The sequence below is a fragment of the Myxococcus xanthus genome (genome assembly GCF_006402735.1).
GTDB classification, from domain to species: Bacteria; Myxococcota; Myxococcia; order Myxococcales; family Myxococcaceae; genus Myxococcus; species Myxococcus xanthus_A.
Window position 1 is genome coordinate 5,470,843 of record NZ_CP017174.1, and the last position, 21,925, is coordinate 5,492,767.

The 21,925-nt window shown below is 69.2% G+C and carries 16 protein-coding genes; 3 read left to right on the plus strand and 13 right to left on the minus strand.

Features of this window, described 5'->3' with window-relative positions:
* Nucleotides 1-24: 24 nt before the first annotated feature.
* On the minus strand, nucleotides 25-1,872 hold the full coding sequence (locus tag BHS09_RS22350; protein WP_140793043.1) for a sensor histidine kinase: 1,848 nt from the start codon (nucleotides 1,870-1,872) through the stop codon (nucleotides 25-27).
* Nucleotides 1,869-5,198, minus strand: a complete 3,330-nt coding sequence (locus BHS09_RS22355) for a response regulator (protein WP_140798902.1) — start codon at nucleotides 5,196-5,198, stop codon at nucleotides 1,869-1,871. Before BHS09_RS22355 ends, BHS09_RS22350 begins: the two co-directional genes overlap by 4 nt.
* A 196-nt stretch (nucleotides 5,199-5,394) precedes the next feature.
* On the opposite strand from BHS09_RS22355, the gene lexA reads away from it, so the two are divergent.
* Nucleotides 5,395-6,063, plus strand: a complete 669-nt coding sequence (gene lexA / locus BHS09_RS22360; RefSeq protein WP_090490846.1) for a transcriptional repressor LexA — start codon at nucleotides 5,395-5,397, stop codon at nucleotides 6,061-6,063.
* A gap of 43 nt (nucleotides 6,064-6,106) precedes the next feature.
* Here the strand turns inward: lexA and BHS09_RS22365 are convergent, their stop codons facing one another.
* From BHS09_RS22365 to eno, 5 genes are all read right to left on the minus strand, one after another.
* The gene (locus tag BHS09_RS22365) at nucleotides 6,107-7,249 is read right to left on the minus strand and encodes a tetratricopeptide repeat protein (protein ID WP_140793047.1); all 1,143 of its coding nucleotides are present in this window, start codon (nucleotides 7,247-7,249) and stop codon (nucleotides 6,107-6,109) included.
* A 15-nt stretch (nucleotides 7,250-7,264) separates the two neighbouring features.
* The gene (locus tag BHS09_RS22370) at nucleotides 7,265-8,386 is read right to left on the minus strand and encodes a hypothetical protein (protein ID WP_140798903.1); all 1,122 of its coding nucleotides are present in this window, start codon (nucleotides 8,384-8,386) and stop codon (nucleotides 7,265-7,267) included.
* A gap of 62 nt (nucleotides 8,387-8,448) precedes the next feature.
* Nucleotides 8,449-9,384 carry a LysM peptidoglycan-binding domain-containing M23 family metallopeptidase gene (locus BHS09_RS22375; protein ID WP_140793051.1) on the minus strand — a complete coding sequence of 312 codons (936 nt, stop codon included), beginning with the start codon at nucleotides 9,382-9,384 and terminating at the stop codon, nucleotides 8,449-8,451.
* Between the two features lie 2 nt (nucleotides 9,385-9,386).
* Nucleotides 9,387-10,175, minus strand: a complete 789-nt coding sequence (gene surE, locus BHS09_RS22380; protein ID WP_140798905.1) for a 5'/3'-nucleotidase SurE — start codon at nucleotides 10,173-10,175, stop codon at nucleotides 9,387-9,389.
* A gap of 4 nt (nucleotides 10,176-10,179) precedes the next feature.
* Complete coding sequence (eno, locus tag BHS09_RS22385; protein ID WP_011554450.1) at nucleotides 10,180-11,478, minus strand: phosphopyruvate hydratase; 1,299 nt, start codon at nucleotides 11,476-11,478, stop codon at nucleotides 10,180-10,182.
* A 106-nt stretch (nucleotides 11,479-11,584) separates the two neighbouring features.
* Here eno and BHS09_RS22390 point away from each other — a divergent pair, with 106 nt between their 5' ends.
* On the plus strand, nucleotides 11,585-12,628 hold the full coding sequence (locus BHS09_RS22390; protein ID WP_140800740.1) for an ADP-ribosylglycohydrolase family protein: 1,044 nt from the start codon (nucleotides 11,585-11,587) through the stop codon (nucleotides 12,626-12,628).
* Nucleotides 12,629-12,727: 99 nt separating this feature from the next.
* On the opposite strand, the gene BHS09_RS38905 is transcribed toward BHS09_RS22390, so the two are convergent.
* The 4 genes from BHS09_RS38905 to BHS09_RS22405 form a co-directional block, all read right to left on the minus strand.
* Nucleotides 12,728-12,904, minus strand: a complete 177-nt coding sequence (locus BHS09_RS38905; protein WP_174258865.1) for a hypothetical protein — start codon at nucleotides 12,902-12,904, stop codon at nucleotides 12,728-12,730.
* A 413-nt stretch (nucleotides 12,905-13,317) separates the two neighbouring features.
* The gene (locus tag BHS09_RS22395) at nucleotides 13,318-13,743 is read right to left on the minus strand and encodes a type II toxin-antitoxin system RatA family toxin (RefSeq protein ID WP_140793056.1); all 426 of its coding nucleotides are present in this window, start codon (nucleotides 13,741-13,743) and stop codon (nucleotides 13,318-13,320) included.
* 41 nt (nucleotides 13,744-13,784) lie between these two features.
* A complete protein-coding gene (gene glpX / locus BHS09_RS22400) occupies nucleotides 13,785-14,750 on the minus strand; it encodes a class II fructose-bisphosphatase (protein WP_140793058.1) in 966 nt (321 codons plus the stop codon).
* Between the two features lie 32 nt (nucleotides 14,751-14,782).
* A complete protein-coding gene (locus BHS09_RS22405; protein WP_140798907.1) occupies nucleotides 14,783-15,211 on the minus strand; it encodes an acyl-CoA thioesterase in 429 nt (142 codons plus the stop codon).
* A 98-nt stretch (nucleotides 15,212-15,309) separates the two neighbouring features.
* On the opposite strand from BHS09_RS22405, the gene BHS09_RS22410 reads away from it, so the two are divergent.
* Nucleotides 15,310-16,923, plus strand: a complete 1,614-nt coding sequence (locus BHS09_RS22410; protein ID WP_174260574.1) for an alkaline phosphatase family protein — start codon at nucleotides 15,310-15,312, stop codon at nucleotides 16,921-16,923.
* A 157-nt stretch (nucleotides 16,924-17,080) separates the two neighbouring features.
* On the opposite strand, the gene nadC is transcribed toward BHS09_RS22410, so the two are convergent.
* Nucleotides 17,081-17,965, minus strand: coding sequence for a carboxylating nicotinate-nucleotide diphosphorylase (nadC, locus tag BHS09_RS22415; protein ID WP_140798910.1), 885 nt, complete (start codon nucleotides 17,963-17,965; stop codon nucleotides 17,081-17,083).
* Nucleotides 17,966-17,976: 11 nt separating this feature from the next.
* Nucleotides 17,977-21,885, minus strand: coding sequence for a valine--tRNA ligase (locus BHS09_RS22420; protein WP_140798912.1), 3,909 nt, complete (start codon nucleotides 21,883-21,885; stop codon nucleotides 17,977-17,979).
* Nucleotides 21,886-21,925 lie beyond the last annotated feature (40 nt).

Genomic DNA, 21,925 nt, shown 5'->3' on the forward strand with positions numbered 1-21,925 from the left:
CTATCACAGGCCCCCCGAGGGGCCTCACGCCTTCGGCAGCTTCACGGTGAAGCAACTGCCCTGCTCGACTTCCGAGCGGACTTCGATGCTCCCGCCCGCTTCCGTCACCACACGCCAGGCCACGCTGAGTCCCAACCCCACGTTGGACCACACGTCCTTCGTCGTGAAGAAGGGCTCGAAGATGCGCGGGCGGACGTCGGGGGCAATCCCCTTCCCCGTGTCCTCCACCTCCAGGAAGCCGAAGCCGTCGACTTCGCCCGTGCGCAGGGTGAGCCGCTTCTGGGGTGAGTTCAGCATCGCGGTGCGCGCGTTGGACACCAGCGCCAGCACCACCTGCGACAAGTGCCCCGGGTCGGCACGCACTCGCGCGAGCCCGTCTCCCAGCACGCTGGTGAGCGCCACGCCATCGCCGCGAAGCTGGTGCTCAGTGAGGCTGAGCGCGTCGCGCACCACCGCGTTGAGGTCCACCGGCCGCAGCTCCGCGCGCTCGCGCTGCTGGGAGAAGCGCAGCAGGTTCTGGGTGATTTCCTTGCAGCGCTTGGCGCTCTGCTCGATTTTCCGCAGCGACTCCAGATCCGGGTCGGCGGCGCCTCGGTCGAGCATCAGCAACTGCACGTTGCCGAGGATGCCCGCCAGCGGGTTGTTGATTTCGTGCGCCACGCCCGCGCCGAGCTGCCCCACCGCGGCAAGCTTCTGCGCCTCCACCAACTGCGCCTGGGCCGCCTTCAGGTCCGCGGTGGCCTCTTCCACGCGAACGCGCAAGTCGTCGTTCCAGCGCAGCATCCGGGCACGCGCCGCCTCCAGCTCCTCGCCCATGCGGTTGAAGGTGGTGGCCAGCTCGCTCAGTTCGTCCTGGCCGGAGACCTTCAAGCGCGTGTCCAGCTCGCCACGCCCGTAGGCCTCCGCGCCGCGCACCACCTCCGCCAGCCGCACGTTGAGGCGGCGCGTGAAGAGGGCTCCCAGCCCGAGCAGCACCAGGAAGGTGGCGCCAATGGACAGCAGCACCGTGCGCCGCATGCCGTGCACGGGCGCCAGCGCGGTGGACTCATCCACTTCCACCAGCACGTCGAAGCGCATGCCATGGGGCACGCGCGCCACGCTGACCCGCCGGGCCGGTGACTCCACGCGGAAGCTGCGCACCCGCTCTGTCAGCGGCACCGCCGGGGCCAACAGGTGCGCGCTCAGCGCTGGCGCCAGTGCCTGGCCCCGACGCTCCGGCGCGGTGCTGGCGAGCACGCGCCGCTCCTCGTCCACCAGGTCGATGCGCCCCAGCCCTTCGCCCAGGCGCCTGCGCAGCACCGCCTCCAACGGATGGAGCACGACCTCCGCGACAGCGAAAGGCGCGCCGTCGCCTTCCGCCAGCTTCACCGCCACGGCGACCGCCGAGCGCCCCTCGTCCGAGTGCACGTACGCGCTGCCCAGCGCCGCCTGGCCCTTGCCGCCGCCTCGCAGCGTCTGCACGGGTATGGAGCGCACCAGCCGGTCCAGGGACTCCGGAGCGAAGGCCGGGTGCCCGTCGATGGCCTGCGCACGGAAGACGGGCGCGCCCAGGGGACGGCCCTCCGCGTCCAGCTTGAGCACCGCGCTCACCGCGGGAGACTGGCCGTAAAGCAGCCGCAGCGCGCCCTGCGTCTCCGCGTCGCTCGCGGCCTGCCAGTCGATGAGCTCCGCCGAGCGGGCCAGCGCGTCCACCACCTCCATCATGGTGGCGCCCACGGACTCGGCGGTGGCGACCGCCTGCGCGCGCTGCTCCGCGTCGATTCGGGCGGCCAGCTCGGCCTCGGCGCGCGAAAGCAACAGGAAGCCGACCGCGGCCAGGGGAAGCACCGTCGCGGCGAGCATGAACAGGACGAGTTGCTGGTAGAGCCTCATCCGGCCACGGAGCGTACCACCCGCTCCTGGTCACTGCGCAGGAAGACGGAGCCCGCAATCGCCTTGGCGCGCTTCTTCATGTCCGCGGCGCGCCGCGCCAACTCCGCGTGGTCCTGCGTTCCGTCCGTCATCACCGCCACCACGGACACGCTCATGATGGGGAACTGCCGCTTCTCCCCGTAGCGGTCCTCCGCCTCGATGTGGCCGCGCTCCCGGTCCTGCCGGTCGTAATAGAGCGGGATGATGCGGTCGAACGTCTCGATGGCCTTCTGGCAGATGCGGTCCACCGACTCCGGCGAGGTGATGAAGACGAAGTCGTCACCGGCCACGTGTCCCAGGAAGTCACCGGGCGCGCCGTCCTGCGCGAACACCTCGCGCATCAGGTCGCCCGTCTGGCGCACCACGCCGTCCGCCTTCGCGAAGCCGTAGTAGTCGTTGTAGGCCTTGAGGTTGTCCAGGTCCAGGTAGCAGAAGGCGAAGGGCCGGCGCGTGGAGAGGCGCCGCTGCACCTCGCGCTCGATGGCGGTGGAGCCCGGCAGCTGCGTGGTGGGAGAGGCCGACAGCTCCTGCTCCTTGCGCCGCATCACGCTCTCCACGCGCGCCCCCAGCTCCAGCGCGTCGAAGGGCTTGGTGAGGTAGTCGTCACCGCCCAGCTTGAGCGCGCGCACCTTGGAGGACGTCTCCGCGCGGGCGGAGATGAAGATGACGGAGATGTGGCCACCGGCGCTCTCCGCCTTGATCTCCTCCAGGAAGACGAAGCCGTCGCCGTCCGGCAGCGTCACGTCCAGCAGCACGACGTCCGGCCGGCGCTCGCGCAGGGAGCGGCGGCCCTCCTCGATGGAGCCCGCCAGCGCCACGTCGAAGCCGATGTTCTCCAGCACCTCGCGGCAGATGGCGGCGATCTTCGTGTCGTCGTCCACCACCAGCACGCGGCCGTGCGCCGGGCCCTGGCGGCCGCGCACCAGCGAGTCCACCGTGGCCAGCAGCTTGTCCGGCGCCAACGGGCGCACCAGGAAGGCATCCGCGCCCGCGCGGAAGGCGCGCTGACGCTCGTCGAAGGCGGACGACACCAGCAGCGGCGCGCGGCGCGTCTCCGGGTCGTGCCGCAGGATTTCCGCCAGCCGCAGCCCGTCCACGTCCGGCAGGCGCACGGACACCATCACCGTGTCGGGGTCATACCGGCGCGCGGCGGACAGGCCGTCCTCCGCGTTGAAGGCCAGCCGCACGTCGTAGCCACGCCCGGTCATCAGCGCCTTCGCGATGAAGGCCACCTCGGGCTCACCATCGATGACCAGCACCCGGCCCCGGCTGTCCTGCCGGCGCGGGAGCTGGATGGCGTCCGCCACGTCGTCTCCCCGGCGCAGCTCCGGCGGCGGCTCGGTGGGCAGCACCACCATGAAGCGCACGCCGTCCGTACACGGCTCACACCAGATGCGGCCGCCGTGGGCCTCCACGATGTTGCGGCAGATGGCCAGGCCCAAACCGGTGCCTCGCACGGTGCGGTTGGCCTTGGTGCGAGCCTGCTCGAAGCGGTCGAAGATGCGCTCCAGGCTCTCCTCGGCGATGGGGTCTCCGCTGTTCCAGCAGGACACCACCACGTAGCCCGGCAGGCTGGAGGTGGCGTGGATCTCCACCCGCACTTCCCCGCCCTCCGGGGTGAACTTCACCGCGTTGTTGAGCAGGTTGTTGAGCACCTGGTCCAAGCGGTTCGGATCCGCCAGGACGCGCAGCGGATGGCGCGGCAGCACCGGCTTCACCATCACGCGCTTCTCGCCGAACGCCGGGCCGTACTTCTCCACCACGCGCTGGACCAACTCGTCGAGGTACGACACCTCGAAGTTCATCCGCAGCCGGCCCTTGGCGAACTTCGACAGGTCCAGCAGGTCGTCCACGATGGCGTTGAGCTTCTCCGTGGAGTCCCGCGCCAGCGACAGGTAGCGGCGCTGCCGCTCGTTGATGTCGCCGGCCATGAAGTTGAGCACCAGGTCCAGCGCGCCGGAGATGGACGTCAGCGGCGTGCGCAGCTCGTGGCTCACCATGGAGACGAACTCGTCCTTGCGCTCCTCCAGGCGCTTCTGCTCGGTGATGTCGCGCAGCACCACGCACACGCCACGCAGCGTGTTCCGCGCGTCCGTCACCGGCGTCACCGTGGTCTGGACGTGCCGGTCGAAGAGCTTCACCTCCTCGCGCAGCACCTGCCCGCCGCCGTACTCCCAGCCGCGCACCAGGTGGAAGGGCTGGAAGCCCAGGCGCTCCTCCATCAGCCGCGTCGTCTGCTCCTCGGGGTTCTCCCCCGCGTGCAGCAGCCGCCGCGCCGCCGGGTTCATCACCACGATGTCGTTCTTCTCGTCGGTGAGGACCACGCCGTCGGCCATGGACTCCACCATCCGCTCCATGCGGTGGCGGGCTTCCTCCTCCGCCGAGCGCAGGGACTGGATGGCGTCCGCCGTCTGGTTGGCGAGCACGTCCAGCAACACGCCGTCGTCCTCGGAGAAGGCGTCCGGCTTCTGGCTGAACAGCGACAGCATGCCCACCGGGCGCCCACCGGCGACCAGGTTCACCGTGAGCTGGCTGGGGTAGACGGACGGCGCCGCCGCGTCCTGGGTGGTGGTGCCCGCCACGCGGGTGATGACGCGGTCCTCGGGCAGCAGGAGGCCGCTGCTCTTGCGGTACGCGCCGAGCATGGACTCCTTCACGCCCAGCAGCGCCTTCTCCCCCACCATGCCCTGACAGCGCAGCCGCAGCGTCGCGCTGCGCGCCTCGTCCGGAGCGATGAGCGCCGCGCCGCAGTCGTACGGCAGCACGCGCGCCACGGCGATGAGCACTCGGTCGATGATGTTGTCGTAGCTGGCCGGATCATTCGCGCTGGCGCGGCTGACCTCGTACAGGACGAAGAGCGCCTCCACGCGCTGGTGGAGCTGGCGGATCAGCCGCTCCTTGTCCTTGCGCAGCTGCGTGTACTCCACCGCGTTCTTCACGGTGATGAGCAGGTCGTTCACGTCCCAGGGCTTGGTGATGTACCGGTACACCTGCCCCTGGTTGATGGCCGCGATGATGTCGTCCGGGTGCGTGTACCCCGTGAGCAGCAGCGCGGTGACGTCGAAGCCCTCCGCGCGCGCGGTGGCCACCAGCTCGATGCCCGTCATCTCGGGCATCCGCTGGTCGGTGATGAGGACGTCCACCGACTCCTTTCTCAGGATTTCCAGCGCGGCGGAACCGCTTCGGGCCGTGAGGACGCGGTACCGGCGCTGGAACATCCGCGTGAGGATGTCCAGGACGTCGGCCTCGTCGTCGACGAAGAGCAGCGTGTGGCGGAGCTCGGACAAAGCGGAGGAAGTGTACGTCGAGTTCGTCCCCCCACCTCAAGAAGTGAGAAACAGGACGGAACGGGACACACCGCGAGTGTGCAGGGTGACACCGGACGAGTTGACTCTACACGTCTGTTCAGGGAGAGTGACACTGAAAGCCTGTTGCCTGGGGGGAACGACTCCCCGGCAGGACGGCAGATGAGTGAGGGAGCGCATGGAAGAGCTCACGGAACGCCAGCGCGAGATTCTCAGCTTCATCGTCAAGGAGACGGAGACCCGGGGCTTCCCGCCGACGATTCGCGAAATCGGGGAGCACATGGACATCCGCTCGACGAACGGTGTCAACGACCACCTGAAGGCGCTGGAGCGCAAGGGTTACCTGAACCGGGGCGAGCAGCAGAGCCGCTCCCTGGTGCCCACCAAGCGCGCCCGGCTGCTGCTCGGCCTGGGGGCGCGCAAGGACTCGGGCATGGTGGAGATTCCCCTGCTCGGCAAGGTCGCCGCCGGCGCGCCACTGCTGGCGCAGGAGAACATGGAGGACTCCGTCAAAATCGACAGCTTCCTGCTCGGAGGTGTGAATGGCCGCGAGGTCTTCGCCCTGCGCGTGAAGGGGCAGTCGATGATTGACGACGGCATCCACGATGGGGACTACCTCTTCGTGAAGAAGACGCCGTCCGCCCAGCCGGGTGAAATCGTGGTGGCCCTCATCGAGGACGAAGCCACGGTGAAGCGCTACTACCCGGAAGGGGACCGCATCCGCTTCCAGCCGGCCAACGCCACCATGCAGCCCATCTACGTGAGCCGCGCGGAGTTCCGGTCCACGATGATTCTGGGTCAGGTGGTGGGCGTGTACCGCAAGCTCCAGGGCGGCCGCACCCCGTAGTCCACCCCACCCGTCCCGGGCCGTTTCCTGGCCCGGGCGTGGCTCAAGGGCACTTCTTGAGGGTGGCGTCAGCCGCGGTCGCCCGCGCGCAGGCGGCCTGCAGGATGCCGGTGTCCTTGAGTTCCCGCGCCAGTTGGGCGGTGGCGACGTGCAGCTCGGCGTCCTTCGCGTGGTCCTGCTCCGCGCTGAGGTTGGCGAGGATGCGCAGCGCGTCCGGCTTGCGGTCCATGGTGGCCAGCAGGCTGGCCAGCTCCCGCAGCTCGCGGATGTCCTGGCCGGACACGGACTCCAGGGCCGCGGACAGCTCCTCCTTCGCGGCCGAGGCGTCCTTCATCCCCAGGTAGATACGGGCCAGCGCCACGTGGACGATGGCGCGGTCCTTCACACGCAGGGACTCCTTGTACGCGCTGATGGCGTCCCCGGGCTTGTCCAGCTTCATCTGGATTTCGCCGACGAGCTCCCAGAGCGTGGGATCCCGGGGCGAGCGGCTGGCGGCGTCGCGGTAGGCGTTGGCGGCCTCGGTGAGGTTGCCGGAGCGCACCAGGGCGTCCCCCAGGGTGGCGAGCACGTCCGCGGTGTGGATGCCGTCATCCACGGCCTTCTGGGCCGCGGCCAGCAGCTCCGGGTAGCGCTGCTTCGAGGACAGGACGTCCAACGCGCGCATGATGAGCGCGGACTTCTGCTCCGGGGAGGGCGCCGCGTTGGACGCGAGCGTGAAGTGCAGCACGGCGGCGTCGTGGTCGCCCTTCTTGAGGTCCAGGTCGCCCAGCGACTCCAGGGCGTTGAAGTCCTTGGGGAAGAGGGACAGGGCCTTGCGCAGCGAGCTCTGGGCTTCGACCACCTGGCCCAGCTGGGTCTGGATGAAGCCCAGGCGGCTCCAGTTGGTGGAGCGCTTGGGCTCCAGCTTGAGGGCGGCCTCGAACTCGGCGGCGGCGTCCGTCAGCCGGCCCATGGAGAGGTACACCTCGCCGCGCGCGGCGGGCAGGCGCGGGTCGTCCGGGGCAATCTGCTTCATGGCCTCGAAGGAGGCCAGGGCGGCGTCGAAATGGCCCTGGAGGTACTCGGCGGTGCCTTTGACGTAGAGGCCCTCCGCGTGGTCCTTCGGTTTGACGCGAGGCGTCTCGTCGTCACAGCCCGACAGGGCGAGCAGGGCAATCAGGGAGAGGGCGCGCGGTCGCGGGAACATGAGGGGCTCCGAGGCTCAGAAGTGGTACGCGATGCCTGCGTTGAGGTCCAGGTTGAGGCCGTCTCCCAGCTTCGATTCCGACAGCCCCAGCACCGCCTGCGCGACGTTGGTGCCCAACTCGACCTGGAAGCCCACCGAGCCGGCGATGAGGTACTCCAGGCCCGCGAAGCCCACGACGGTGGGCAGCGGGCCGGTGGACTGGAAGATACCGAAGTCACCGAAGGACAGCTGAACGCCCAGGCCGAACCCCCAGTAGGGCCGCAGGGACTTCTCCACGTTGTGGTAGTGGCGCGCGCCCACGACGCTGGGCAGCACGTTGAGGCCACTGCGCACGCCGTCCTGCGTGGAGCGCACGTAGCTGAAGCCCACTTGGAGGAAGCCGACCCATTCGGGGTGGAACCAGTAGCCCACCTCGATGTCGCCGCCTGGGTTCACCGTGGACAGCTTGTCGATGAAGTTGTTGTTGACGCGCAGGCCCAGCATCAGGCCGCCGCCCCCCGTGCGCGAAGAGCCCCCCAGCAGCGGGCGGGCCGCCACGGATTCCTCCGGCGGGACGAGCGCGGCGAAGAGCTGGTCGGAGACGGCCTTCGCGGTGCGCAGCAGATCCTCCGCTTCCGGGGCCTCCGCGCGAGGCCGGGCCAGGATCCGCCCGCCCGCGGCGTCCAACAGGTTGGCGGTGAGCAGGTACTTGTCGCCGAAGCGGTCCAGTCGGCCGGCCACGACGTAGCGAGCGCCGGTGAGGGCCACGAGTTCCTGGAGGCAGTCTCCCCGGTCGCACGTCTTGAGGCCCTGGAGTTGCTGCTGGCGCTCCTCGTCCAGGGCGGCCTCGATGTCCCACTGCGAGAGGACTCGCAGCCGCGGCGACTCCGCCAGCCGCGAGGTGATGAGCGAAGTGACGCCCGGCGCCGCGTCGCGGCCTGCCTCGTTGGCCTCCAGCATCAACACCGCCACGACGACGGGCCCGGCCGCATCGGCCGTGCTCGCCTGGACCGCAGCGGCCTGTGACACAGGGGCTGGCGCCTGGGCATGCGCCGCCGAAGCCAGCAAGACGAAACAGGAGAGCCACCAGGACACGAAGCGCGACACGGGCCGACACTCTACCTTCACCCGGGCCCGGCACCGAGGCCCAGACGTCATACGACGTAGCGCCCTGCCCCACCGCCCGGAGCAGGAAGGCAACCGGGCCCGCGCCGCCTCGCCTACGAGGAGGGCATCGGCCCCAGATAGTCGAGCGGGTCCACCGGCTTTCCGTCCAGGCGCACCTCGAAGTGCAGATGGGGCCCGGACGTCCGGCCCGACTCGCCGACGGTGGCAATCACCTGTTCGCGGCGAACCTTCTGCCCGGTGCGCACGCGCAGGTCGCGGTTGTGCGCATACAGGGTAATCAACTTGTTCGTGTGCTCGACGATGACGATGTTGCCGTAGCCGCGCTGCTCGCCCGCGTAGAGCACCGTGCCTTCCTGCGCCGCCTTCACGGGTGTGCCAGAAGGCGCTGCCAGGTCGATGCCGTCATGCGGTTCCTTCCCCTTCTTCCCGAAGCGGCCGTACAGGACGCCTCTTAGAGGCCAGTCGAGCTGCCCCTGCGTGGCCACGCGCGGCGGGCCCGTGGCGCTCGCTGGACGCGACAGGGGCCGGCTGCGCGACGGAGGCTCCTCGCGGCGGCCCGCGGTGGGCACGCTGCGCCGCGACTCCGCTGACGTGGAGGTCCGAACCGGCTCTGGGTCCGCCTCCGCCAGGGCACGCACGGGCACGCCGCGCTCGACGCCGGGGATGGTGAGCTCCTGCCCCACCGCCAATGTCCACGGCGCCTTGATGCCGTTGGCCGAGCCCAGCTCCTCCACCGTGAGGCCGTAGGTGCGGGAGATGCGGTACATCGTCTCGCCAGCGGCCACGACGTGGCGCGCGGCCACCAGCTCCGGCTCGGCGTGGACGCCCCGCAGGTTGAACGGCAGCGGCGTGGTCCGCTCGGCCGCGTCGGTGACTACCGCCGCCTCGCCCTCACGCGAAATGGCGTCCAACCCCGTGTCCGTCCCGGCCACGGAGGATGCCCGGGTGCCCACACAGCCGCTCAGCAACACGGCCAGGAGGAACACCCGGAGCGCCCCACGCGCTCGGCTGGACACGCACGGCGCCAACGCTAGGCACCGTCCGGTTCATGCCGGTTGAAGCCATCGACCTGCCACCCGGAGAGGTCCGGGAGCCGGCCATGGTCCGTCAGCTCGAAGTGCAGCGGAGTGACGGAGACGCGCTTGTCCCGGAACACGGCATTGCAGTCGCTGCCCGGGATGTCCTCGTGCTGGTAGTCGCTACCGCCAATCCAGTAGTACTTCCGGCCACGAGGGTCTTCGTTCTCCACCACCTCGAAGCCGTACGAGTGACGGCCCTGGCGGGTGATGGCGTAGCCCTCCGGCTCCACGCCCCCGGGGATGTTCACGTTGAGGAGCATCCGCGGCGGCAGGGGGCGCGACAGGGCGCTGGACACCAACGAACGGGCGAACCGGGCCGCCGGCGCGAAGTCGAAGTTCCGCCGGGCCACCAGGCTGAAGGCAATGGCGGGCACGCCCAGGAGCGCGCCCTCCATCGCCGCGGCCACCGTGCCGGAGTACATGATGTCTTCGGCCAGATTTGCGCCGTGGTTGATGCCGGAAACCATGAGTACCGGGCGATCATCCTTCAGGAGATGGTTGATCGCCAGATAAGCGCAGTCCGCGGGGGTTCCGTCGACGGCGAACCACCGCGCCCGCATCTCCTTGATGCGCAGCGGCCGGTGCAGGGAGATGGCATGGGAGGCGGCGCTCTGCTCCCGGTCGGGAGCCACCACCCACACCTCCCCCAGGGGGCTCACGGCCTCGACCAGCGCCTGAAGCCCCTCGGAGAAGTAGCCGTCGTCGTTGGAAACCAGGATGCGCTTGGGCTTGTCGCTCACGGGCTCACTTCTTCTGGTTCAGGGCGCGGAACACCGACTTGCCAGCGTAGCGGGCCGCGGCCCCCAGCTCGCCTTCGATGCGCAGCAACTGGTTGTACTTGGCCACGCGATCGGAGCGGGACGCGGAACCCGTCTTGATCTGCCCGCAGTCCAGCGCCACGGCCAGGTCGGCGATGGTGGTGTCCTCCGTCTCGCCGGAGCGGTGGCTCATGACGGACGTGTACCCGGCGCGGTGCGCCATGCGAACGGCGTCGAACGTCTCCGTCAGGGTGCCAATCTGGTTCACCTTCACCAGGATGGAGTTGGCCGTGCCCGTCTCGATGCCGCGGCCCAGGCGCTCCACGTTGGTGACGAAGAGGTCGTCGCCCACCAGCTGCATGCGCGAACCCAGCGCGTCGGTGAGCTTCTTCCAGCCCTCCCAGTCATCCTCCGCCATGCCGTCTTCGATGGAGATGATGGGGTAGCGCTCCGAGAGGCCCCGGTAGTACTCGAGCAGGCCGGTCGAGTCGTACTCCTTGCCCTCGCCCTTCAGCTTGTACTTCTTGCTGCCCTTGTCGAAGAACTCGCTGGCCGCCACGTCCAGGGCCAGGAAGAGCTGCTCACCGGCCTTGAAGCCCGCCTGGTCAATGGCCTCCATGATGAGCTTCAGCGCCTCTTCGTTCGCCGGCAGGTCCGGGGCGTAGCCGCCCTCGTCGCCCACGCCCGTGGCCAGCTTGCGGCCCTTGAGAATCTTCTTCAGCGCGTGGAACACCTCGGCGCCCCAGCGCAGGCCCTCCGCGAAGGAGGACGCACCGGCGGGCACCACCATGAACTCCTGCACGTCCACGCGGGTGTCCGCGTGCGCGCCGCCGTTGAGGATGTTCATCAGCGGCACCGGCAGGGTGCGCGCCTGCACGCCGCCCACGTAGCGGTACAGCGGCAGCCCGTGCGCGTCCGCCGCGGCGCGAGCGGCCGCCATGGACACCGCGAGGATGGCGTTGGCGCCCAGCTTGCCCTTGGTGGCGGTGCCGTCCAGCTCCAGCATCCGCTGGTCCACCGCGAACTGATCCGCCGCGTCCATGCCCACCAGCGCGGGCGCGAGCACGTCGACCACGTTCTTCACGGCCTTCTGCACGCCCTTGCCCAAGTAGCGATGCTTGTCGCCGTCGCGCAGCTCGATGGCCTCGTGCTCACCGGTGGACGCACCGGACGGCACCGCGGCGCGGCCACGAGCGCCCCCGGCAAGCTGGACCTCCGCCTCCACGGTGGGATTGCCACGGGAGTCGAGCACTTCGCGCGCCAGAATCTGAGAAATCTCGGTCATAGGCGGCCGTTTCTAGAAGAGCCCTCCGGGCCGGGCAAGCGTGCTCGCGGCCCGTGCTGCTACAGTGTCCACCCGTCGAATGCCCCCGCCCCAACGCCGCCCCACCTTGAAGGGGCCTGACCCATTGCTCGCTCAACGGCGCCGCGGCGCGCTGCTTGGCATGGCCGTGGGCAATGCCCTGTCCGTCCCCACCGCGCACCGGCCCTTCATGGCCGTTCCGTTTCCCAAGCAGGCGGAGGGGCCCTACATGAAGCTGATGGGCGGCGGTCCGCATGAGCTGCGTCGCGGCCAGGTGACGGAAGAGGTCCAGCTCGCGGCCTGCCTGAGCCACAGCCTCCGGTCCATCAAGCGTTACGACGCCGCAGACGCACTGCGTCGTTACCGCGCCTGGCAGCCGCACGCCTTCGACGTCAGCGAGCCCATGAAGGAGGTCTTCGAGGACTGCCAGACGTCGGGCTTCCCGCCCCTGGGCGCGGGCATGCGCGTGTGGCTGCGTGCGTACCGGAAGCCCGCGGACCCGGGGAGCCTGGCCCGCGCGGCGCCGCTGGGCGTGTACCTGGCCGGTGACGCCCACGCGCTCACCCAGGCCTCGCTGGAGGACTCCGCCCTCACCCACTTCGACCCGCGCTGCCAGCTCGCCTGCGCGGCCTTCAACGCGGCCATTGGCCATGCCGTCACCCATGGCGCGGGCCTCAAGGCCGCCGACCTCATCCCCGCCGCGGAGTCGGGCCTGCTGCTGGCCGGCGCGGCGCTCGGGCGTTCCGCCAGTGACTACGTGCAGGAGGTGTCCTTCGCCGCGTCGCTCCTGCGCGAGGATCTGGCCATCGCCCAGCAAGAGGACCCGATGCTGTACGGGCCGGAGTTGCAACTCCACCGCCCCCTGCACGCGGTGCGCGTCGCCTTCCGGCTGGCCTTCTGGGAGCTGCTCCACGCCCCCAGCGCCGAGGCCGCGCTCCTGGACGTCGTCCACCGGGGCGGCGACACGGAGGCCCACGCCACCATCACCGGCGCGCTCGTGGGCGCCTTCCATGGCGAGCAGGCCCTGCCCGAGGAGTGGCGCAAGCAAGTCCTGGAGGCCCTGGCCACCGTCAAGGGGCCGCTGTGGGATGTCTACCACCCCCGGCACCTGCTGGCCCTGACCAACGCCTGAGGGCTCCTGAATGCGCGAAGCCCGCGGGGCCGTCCTGGGAAGGACCGCCACCGCGGGCTCGGGGACACACTGGCGCGGCCGTCAGGCCGCTCGCCAGGGTCAGGCCAGCAGGTCGATGACCACTACGCCCCGCTGGGGCTTGTCGTCTTCGGTCTCCGTGCGGCGACGAGGGCGGTCATCCGGCACGGGGAGCGGAAGCTCCACCACCGGCCTGTCGTGCTCCTCACGGCGGCGCTCACGGCGCTTGATCTCTTCGATGATGAAGGCGTCGAGCATGGGTATTCCGTCTCCCTCAGCCTACGTACCCCGATGTACGCCCATCCCGCCCCAATACCATTTCCATCAATATCAGATGCAAATTAAGAACCCCGGTTCTTCGCTGGGTACGTTGCAGCCATCTCGCACGGTTGCTCGTCTGCCACCCGACACCCGGACCAGGGCACCCAGGGCAGAAATGTCGTGGAGGCCGAAAATCCCGTGGGGATGGTGTTCATTTTAATGCCCTCGAAGCGGCCCGCAAGCGGACCGTCCCATGGGCATACTCCCCGTATCCAGCGTCGCAAGCCCCTTCGAGTCGGCCTCGTCCGCCCGCCTGCTGCGACGCGCGGATCATCCGGGTCCCCGAAGACTCCTGGCGGCCGGCGGGCGATGGTGGAGTCGCCCGCCCGGAAGCCGCCCGGAGGCGTGGTTCAGGGCGCCTCGAAGCGGCGCTTGAAGGCGTCCAGCATCTTCGGCAACGAGGTCTCCACCAGCGCGGAGACGACGCTCTTGGGCACCAGCGCGCCCAGGGCCATCTCCACGGTGTAGGTGGCCTTCGTCTTGCCCTCGCCCGCGGGCTCCAGGACCCAGCTGCCCTGGTTGTCCTTCATGAACTCGCCCTTGATGTAGGACCAGGACATGCGGGTGGGCCGCTCCTCCGTGACGTGGATGGAGTAGTTGATGGTCTTCACCACATCCACCTTGTAGTGGACGTCCACCGTGTTGCCCTTGCGGTTCTCGGTCCGGATGCCCTTCACCTCTGAAAGGAACTCCGGGTACCGCTCGTACTGGGTGATGACGTCGAAGACCTTCTCGATGGGGGCGTTGACGATGATGGTTCGCGAGGCGCCAGGCATGGGTGTCTCCAGGGGGCGTGAGTCAGGGTGGGAGCTGCGGCCTAGAAAGCGTACCCCGGCTTCTTGTCGAACTTGTGCACCGACTGGATGAAGCGGACGGTGCCCGTCTTGCTGCGCATGACGACGGAGTGCGTCTCGCATCCACCGCCGAAGAAGCGCACGCCCTTGAGGAAGTCGCCGGTGGTGACGCCGGAGGCGGCGAACATGACCTCGCCCTTGGCCAGCTCCTCGGCGGTGTAGATCTTCGAGATGTCGGTGATGCCCATGGACTTCGCGCGGTCGATTTCGCCCTGGTTGCGGGGAACGAGCCGGCCCTGCATGTCACCGCCGGTGGCGCGGATGGCCGCCGCGGCGATGACGCCCTCGGGCGCGCCGCCGATGCCCATCAGCACCTCCACGCCCGTGTCCTCGAAACACGTGGCGATGGCGCCGGCCACGTCACCGTCCTCGATGAGCCGGATGCGGGCGCCCGCCGCGCGAATCTCCTTGATGAGGTCGGTGTGACGCTCGCGGTCCAGCACCACCACGGTGAGGTCTTCCACATAGACCTTCATCTTCTCCGCGATGGAGCGGAGGTTCTCCGTGGGCGTCTTGCGCAGGTCGATGGCGCCCCGGGCGCGCGGGCCCACGGCCATCTTCTCCATGTATGTGTCGGGGGCGTTGAGCAGCCCGCCCTTGCCCGCCATGGCCACCACTGCGATGGAACCCGGACGGCCGTAGGCGCACAGGTTGGTGCCCTCCAGCGGGTCCAGGGCGATGTCCACCTCGGGCGCACCCTCGCCACGCTTGCCCACCTTCTCGCCGATGTAGAGCATGGGCGCCTCGTCGCGCTCGCCCTCGCCGATGACGACGGTGCCATCAATCTGCAGCGCGTCGAAGGCGCGGCGCATGGCGTCCACGGCGGCCTGATCCGACTCGTCCTTGTTGCCGCGGCCCATCAGTCGAGCGGAGGCGATGGCCGCCATCTCGGTGACGCGCACGACCTCCATTGCCAGGTTGCGATCCATGTGTGTGTGCTCCTTGCGTATGCCGGAAGGGTTCAGGTGGAAGTGGAAGAGCCCGGGGAAGGCTCGGTCGTTTCGAGCAGCCGGATGAGGGAGTCCGGCAGCCGCGTCGGCTTGCCGTCCCGCCCCACGCAGGCGTGACGGGTCATGCCGGTGCAGAGCAGCGTGCGTGGCGCACCGTCACGAAACAGCGCGTAGGTGAACACGATGGACGCTCGGCGCAACTCGCTCACGGTGGTTTGGATGACCAACAGATCGTCGTAGCGCGCGGATGCCTTGTACTGGCAGCTCGCCTCGGCCACGGGTAGCAGGGCACCAGAGCGCTCCAGCTCGGCGTAGCTGCCACCCCGGGCGCGGAAGTACTCACTGCGCGCGAACTCGAAATAGCGGAAGTAATTCGCGTAGTAGACGACACCCATCTGATCGGTGTCGCCGTAGATGACGCGAAGACGGGCCTCGACCATGAAGCGGGCGACCCTAACAGCGCGATGTGCGGCGTCCAAGCAGTGACACGCGTTGTTGGTTGCTTCTCACCATCCCGGCGGGGATGGTTCTCATCCCAATGATTCGCGCACTTGTCCTCGCCGTGGCGCTGGCCACCCTGCCCGCTTTTGCCCGACCTCCCAGGCTCACGCTCGTCATCAGTGTGGACGCGCTCGGCAGCGACGTGCTGCTGCGCAACCGCCCTCGGCTGAAGGGCGGCCTGGGCCAGCTGCTCAACCAGGGCGCGTACTTTCCTTATGCGCGCTACGGCTATGCCGAATGCCGCACCGCGCCCGGCCACGCCACCCTGTCCACGGGCGCCAACCCCTGGCGGCACGGCATCGTGGACAACCGGTGGGTGGACCGCTCCACGATGAAGCGCGTGATGTCCTTCGCGGACGCGGCACACCCAGTGTTGGAGGTGCCGCTGAAGCCGGGCCAGGACTCCGGCCCCGCGCACCTCATGGTGGAGACGCTGGCGGACCGGCTGCGGGTGACGACGCAGGAGCGCGGCAAGGCGGTGGCGTTGGCCATCAAACCCCACGCGTCCATTGCCCTGGCCGGGCGTGCGGGACAGGCGTGGTGGTTCGACAAGGGCGAGGGGAAGTTCGTCACCGGCACCTGGTACACCAAGGAGTTCCCGGCGTGGCTGAAGGCGCTGAACGCGCGGAAGCTGCCGGAGGCGTCCTTCGGCAAGAAGTGGGAGCTGATGCGGCCGGCCTCGGAGTACGTGGGCGAGGACGAAGGCCTCGCTGAGTCGGACGTCTACGGCCTGGGCCGCACCTTCCCCCATCCGCTGGACGGCGGGCTGCCGTCGCCGGGCCCGACCTTCTACCAGGCGTTCGCCGTCTCGCCGGACTCGCATGACCTGCTGGTGGAGGCGGCCAAGGCGGCCATCGCCGGAGAGGGCCTGGGCCAGGACGACGTGCCCGACCTGCTGGCCGTGAGCTTCAGCGGCACGGACCTGGTGTTCCATGAGTACGGGCCGTACTCGTGGGAGATGCAGGACACGCTGCTGCGGCTGGACAAGGCGATGGGCAACCTCATCGCCGCGGCCGAGCGCGCGGCGGGCGGACGGGGCAACCTGGTCATCGCGCTGTCCGCGGACCACGGCGGCGCGGCGATGCCGGAGCAGTGGGCAGCCAAGGGGCTTCCCGCGAAGCGGGTGACTTCGGCGGAGCTGGCGGAGGGCCTGACGCAGGCGCTGCGACAGCAGTTCGGCGGCGACGTGACGGCCACGCTCGAACAGCTCGACGTGTACCTGGGCGGTCAGACGCACCAGGGAGGTGCGGTGGACTCGGCGGTGCGACGCGCCGCCGCGGCATGGCTGGCGAAACATCCGTCGGTCATCACGGCCGTGGCGAATGATGACCTGTTCACCGCGCCGGACACCGCGGGCTACCTGACGTCCATGCGCAAGAGCTACTACCCCGGGCGCAGCGGCGACGTGCTCTTCATGATCCGGCCCTTCCACCTGCTCCACTACATCCCCACCGGCACCAGCCACGGCACGCCGCACTCCTACGATTCGCAGGTGCCCATCCTCTTCGCGGGCAAGGGCGTGAAGCCGGGCATGTACCTGGAGGAGATTGACCCGGTGGACTTCGCCCCCACCCTGTCGGCGCTGATGGAGATGGGCATGCCGGCGTCGGCGGAGGGCAAGCCCCGCGCGGAGGTCCTCACGGGCAAGTGAGCGGTCCTCACGGCCGCGAGCGGACACGCGCGCTGAGGGCGCCGTCCGCCGCGGTCCGTGCGTAGTGAAGGGAGGGCTCCGCGCGTCCAGGCAGAGAGTGCCGGGACGCCCTTCGACGCGGAGGCGCTGGAGCCAGGAGCGCCTCCGTGTCAGCGCGCTACGCCGGCTTCGGCTGCTTGCTGCGCGCGGGCCGCTTCGCCGCGGCGGTGATTTCCAGCGACAGGTCCATGGCCCGCGCGGAGTGCGTCAGCGCGCCCATGGACACGAAGTCGATGCCCAGCTTCGCCAGCCGAGGCAGCCGGTCCAGCGTGACGCCGCCCGACACCTCGAGCGGGACGCGGCCCGCCGCCAGCTTCACGGCCTCGCGAATCTGCGCGTCGTCCATGTTGTCGAGCATCACCACGTCCGCGCCGTGCTCGATGGCCTCCGCGAGCTGCTTGAGGTTGGTGACCTCGATTTCAATCTTGGTCAGCCGTGGCCCGTTGAGCTTCGCCCGGCGCAGCGCCTCCGCGATGGAGCCACCCACGGCGGCGATGTGGTTGTCCTTGATGAGGACGCCGTCGAAGAGGCCGAAGCGGTGGTTGGAGGCACCGCCCATGCGGACGGCCTCCTTGGCCACCGTGCGCATTCCCGGCGGCGTCTTCCGCGTGTCCAGGACGCGCAGATTGGAGCCACGCACGGACGTGACAGCCTGCTGCGCCAGCGTCGCGATGCCCGCGGCCCGCTGCACGATGTTGAGCGCGGTGCGCTCCGCCGCGAGCAGCGAGCGCATCCGGCCATGACAGCGCGCGGCGACCATCTTCGGTTTGATCTCCTGACCGTCGCGGCGCAACAGCTCCACCTCGACGTTCGGGTCGACCGTCTTGAAGACGCGGACGAAGGCATCCAGGCCCGCGAGCACCAACTGCTCCTTGGCGACCAACTCCGCGCTGCCCTCGTAGTCAGGAGGGATGAGGGCCTGCGAGGTGACGTCACCCGCCGCCCCCAGGTCCTCATCGAGTGCGAGCGCGATGAGCCGGTCGAGGTAATCCTGCTGCTGCACGTCTCCTCCTGCTACCGCCGGGCCTTTGCCCGCGCCTTGGGTTTCGCCCCGGTGCCCTTCTTCGCCGCCGCCTTGCTGGCGGGGGCCTTCTTCGCGGGAGCCTTTCGGCCCGCCGCCTTCTTCACCGGCTTCTTGCTGGCGGCAGCGACCTTCTTCGCGGCCCCCTTCTTCGTGGCAGCCTTCTTCGCGGCGACCTTGGCCGGAGCCTTCTTCGCAGCGGCCTTCTTCGCCGCGCCCTTGGCAGGCGCCTTCTTCGCGGCGGCCTTCTGGGCCGAAGCCTTCTTCGACGCAGCCTTGGCCGGAGCCTTCTTGGCGGCGGCCTTCTGAGCCGAAGCCTTCTTCGCCGCGCCCTTGGCCGAAGCCTTCTTCGCAGCGCCCTTCTTGGCGGCGCCCTTCGCGCCCGCGGCCTTCGTCACAGCGGCCTTCTTGCCCGCGGCCTTCTTCGCGGGACGCGCCTTCGCCGGAGCGGCAGGCTCCTCGTCGGAAGCGGAGACGGCCTCCACCACCGTGTCCTTCGCGATGGACGACGCCTTCTTCACGGCGGCCAGGGCGGCCTTCACCACGGCCTTCGCGGTGGAGGCCACCGTCTGCTCAGACTCAGCGGCCTCCTGCTTGGCGGCGGCGGGCACCTCACGGGCGTCGCCACCGGCGCGCGCCGTGTTGAACTCCCGCATCGCGTCGTCGACGAGGCCCATGCTCATATACGCCACGCCGAGGTCATGATGGTCGGCCGGAGACAGGCCTTCCTTCGTCCCCGCGCGCAGCTTCTCCAGGGCCTCCTGCACCTGGGGATCCGCGGCTTCGGTCACACCGCCCGCGGCCTCGAGCTCGTCCTTCAACTCCTCCGCCAGGTCGACGTTGCCCTCTGCTTCCGCATCCGGGGCGACCTTCACCTCGGCCGGAACGGTGGAAGCCTCCTCCTCCTCGGTGGACTCGGCGAGCGTCTCGTATTCAGTGCCCCCCTCGACCGGAGGCCGCGTCTCTAATGAAGCGGCGCTCTCGGGCGGCGTGATGGGCTCGGTCGCGACGTCGGCTTCGGTCGCGATGTCGGCCTCGGTCGGCTCAACGCTTTCGGTCGGCGTGCTGCTCTCGGACGGCGGCGCTGCGGGCATGGCGGGCTCCGGGGCAATGCGCTGCAGATGGTCCTGAAGCTTGGCCTTGCGCTCCTTCAACTCCTCCACGCGGGCGCGGTCCTTCTCGACCACGTCCGGGGGCGCCTTGGCCACGAAGTTGGGGTTCTCCAGCTTGCGCAACACACCGGCGGCCTCCTGCTCGGCGCGCGCAATCTCCTTGCGGAGGCGGTCGCGTTCCGCGTCCAGGTCGATGAGACCCGCCAGCGGCACGTAGATTTCCAGGTTCGTGCCCACGAAGGCGGCGGCCTGCGGCGGCTTGGTGCCGGGCGCGCCAATCTCCACCTCGGACAGGCCGGCCAGCGGCATCAGGTACGCGCGCCAGCGCTCCAGCAGCTCGCGCGTGCGAGCGTCCGGGCTCTGCACCACCGCCTTCACCTTGGTCGCGGGCGACAGGTTGCTCTCGCCGCGGATGGTGCGCAGGCCTTCGATGGTGGCGATGACCGGGGCCATCTCCGCCTCGGCGGCCTCGTCCACCAGGTCCGCGTCGGGCTCCGGGTACGACGCGATCATGATGCTGTCCACCGACCGGGACATCGGCAGCTTCTGCCAGATCTCCTCGGTGATGAACGGCATGAACGGGTGCAGCAGCCGCAGGATGCGATCCAGCGAGTACACCAGCACCGCGCGCGCGGAGTCCTTCGCCTGCTCATCGGTGCCGTAGAGCGAGCCCTTGGCCAGCTCGATGTACCAGTCGCAGAACTCGGCCCACAGGAACTGGTACAGCGTGGAGGCCGCCTCGGCGAAACCGTACGTCTCCAGCGAGGCGCGGGCCTCGGTGGTGGCGCGCTGGAGCCGCGAGAGAATCCAGCGGTCCGCCAGCGTCAACGGACGCTCCTTCAGCGGACGCTCATCCAGCGTGAACTCGCCCATGTTCATCAGGGCGAAGCGGCTGGCGTTCCACAGCTTGTTGCAGAAGGCCTTGTAGCCAGCCATCCGGTCCATGGACAGCTTGATGTCCCGGCCCTGCTGGGTGAGCGACGCGAGCGTGAAGCGCAGCGCGTCCGCGCCGAAGGCAGGCATGCCCTGCGGGAACTTGTTCCTGAGCGTCGGCTCAAGCTTGTCCGCGGGGGCGCCGAGGATGACGTCCAAGGGGTCGATGACGTTCTTCTTCGTCTTCGACATCTTCTCGCCCTTCTCGTCGCGCACCATCGCGTGCAGGTACACGGTGCGGAAGGGCACATCCCCCATGAAGTGCAGGCCCATCATCATCATCCGGGCGACCCAGAAGAAGATGATGTCGTGGCCCGTCTCCATGACGGACGTCGGGTAGAACGTCTGGAGGTCCGGCGTGTTGCGCGGCCAGCCCAGCGTGGAGAAGGGCCACAGCGCGGACGAGAACCAGGTGTCCAGCACGTCCGGGTCCTGGATGAACGTGGCGCCGCCGCACTTCGGGCAGGCCGAGGGCTGCTCACGCGCGACAATCGGCTCCGCGCGTGCGAAGTCCACGCCGCCCACCTTCACCGTCGCGGCGTCCAGCGGCAGGTCGGTGTCGTCCCCCAACCGAGGGCTGCACGCGGTGCAGTAGTACGCGGGAATCTGGTGGCCCCACCAGAGCTGGCGGCTGACGCACCAGTCGTGGATGTTGCGCATCCAGTGGAAGTAGGTGTTCGTCCATGACTCGGGGACGAACTTCGTGCGGCCCTGCTCCACCGCCTCGATGGCCGGCTTCGCCAGCGGTTCAATCTTCACGAACCACTGCGGCGACAGGCGCGGCTCCACGACCGTGGCGCTGCGCTGGCACGTGCCGACGGACAGCTTGTGCGGCTCCTCCTTCTCCAGCAGGCCCTGCTCCTGGAGGTCCGCCAGCACCTGCTTGCGCGCCTCGAAGCGATCCAGGCCGGCGTACTTGCCGGTCTCCTTCGTCATCCGGGCCGATTCGTCCAGGATGGACAGCATCGGCAGCTTGTGACGCAGGCCCGTCTGGTAGTCGTTGAAGTCGTGCGCGGGCGTCACCTTCACCACGCCGGTGCCGAACTTCGGATCCACCAGCTCGCCGTCCGCGATGATGGGAATCTCGCGGCCGCTGAGCGGCAGCACCACGTGCTTGCCAATCAGGTCCTGGTAGCGCTCGTCCTCCGGATGGACGGCCACGGCGGTGTCGCCCAGCATCGTCTCCGGGCGCGTGGTGGCCACGGTGAGCGTGCGGTCGCTGTCCTTCACCGGGTAGCGGATGTGCCAGATGGAGCCGTTCTTCTCCTGGTGCTCCACTTCCAGGTCGCTGAGCGCCGTGCGGCACGAAGGACACCAGTTGATGAGCTTCTGGGCCCGGTACATCAGGCCCTCTTCGTACAGCCGGACGAAGACCTCGCGCACCGCGGCGGAGGACTGCTCGTCCATGGTGAAGCGCTCGCGGCTCCAGTCCAGGGATGCGCCCAGGTAGCGGTGCTGCTCGCCGATACGGGCGCCGAACTTGCCCTTCCACTCCCAGACGCGCTCGAGGAACGCCTCGCGGCCCAGGTCGTGGCGGCTCTTGCCCTCCGTCGCCTTCAACTCCCTCTCCACCACCATCTGCGTGGCGATGCCTGCGTGGTCCGTACCGGGGAGCCACAGGGCGTTGAAGCCGCTCATCCGCTTCCAGCGGGTGAGGATGTCCTGGATGGTGGCCGTCAACGCATGGCCGATGTGCAGGCTGCCCGTGACGTTGGGCGGCGGCAGGACGATGGAGAACGGCGGCTTGTCGGAGGGCGCCTCGGCGCGGAAGTAGTTGCGCTCAAGCCAGAACGCGTAACGCCGGGCCTCGACCTCGGTGGGCTCGTAGGCCTTCGAAAGTTCAGTGGTATCGGTCATTGAAAACGGCCGGCCCCGGAGACCGGGGCCGGCAAAAGGT

Bases quoted from the DNA above. Each gene is read 5' to 3' on its own strand.
- BHS09_RS22350 (WP_140793043.1), bottom strand. From the start codon at position 1,872: ATGAGGCTCTACCAGCAACTCGTCCTGTTCATGCTCGCCGCGACGGTG.
- lexA (WP_090490846.1), top strand. From the start codon at position 5,395: ATGGAAGAGCTCACGGAACGCCAGCGCGAGATTCTCAGCTTCATCGTC.
- BHS09_RS22365 (WP_140793047.1), bottom strand. From the start codon at position 7,249: ATGTTCCCGCGACCGCGCGCCCTCTCCCTGATTGCCCTGCTCGCCCTG.
- BHS09_RS22370 (WP_140798903.1), bottom strand. From the start codon at position 8,386: ATGACGTCTGGGCCTCGGTGCCGGGCCCGGGTGAAGGTAGAGTGTCGG.
- eno (WP_011554450.1), bottom strand. From the start codon at position 11,478: ATGACCGAGATTTCTCAGATTCTGGCGCGCGAAGTGCTCGACTCCCGT.
- BHS09_RS38905 (WP_174258865.1), bottom strand. From the start codon at position 12,904: ATGCTCGACGCCTTCATCATCGAAGAGATCAAGCGCCGTGAGCGCCGC.
- BHS09_RS22395 (WP_140793056.1), bottom strand. From the start codon at position 13,743: ATGCCTGGCGCCTCGCGAACCATCATCGTCAACGCCCCCATCGAGAAG.
- glpX (WP_140793058.1), bottom strand. From the start codon at position 14,750: ATGGATCGCAACCTGGCAATGGAGGTCGTGCGCGTCACCGAGATGGCG.
- BHS09_RS22405 (WP_140798907.1), bottom strand. From the start codon at position 15,211: ATGGTCGAGGCCCGTCTTCGCGTCATCTACGGCGACACCGATCAGATG.
- BHS09_RS22410 (WP_174260574.1), top strand. From the start codon at position 15,310: ATGATTCGCGCACTTGTCCTCGCCGTGGCGCTGGCCACCCTGCCCGCT.
- BHS09_RS22420 (WP_140798912.1), bottom strand. From the start codon at position 21,885: ATGACCGATACCACTGAACTTTCGAAGGCCTACGAGCCCACCGAGGTC.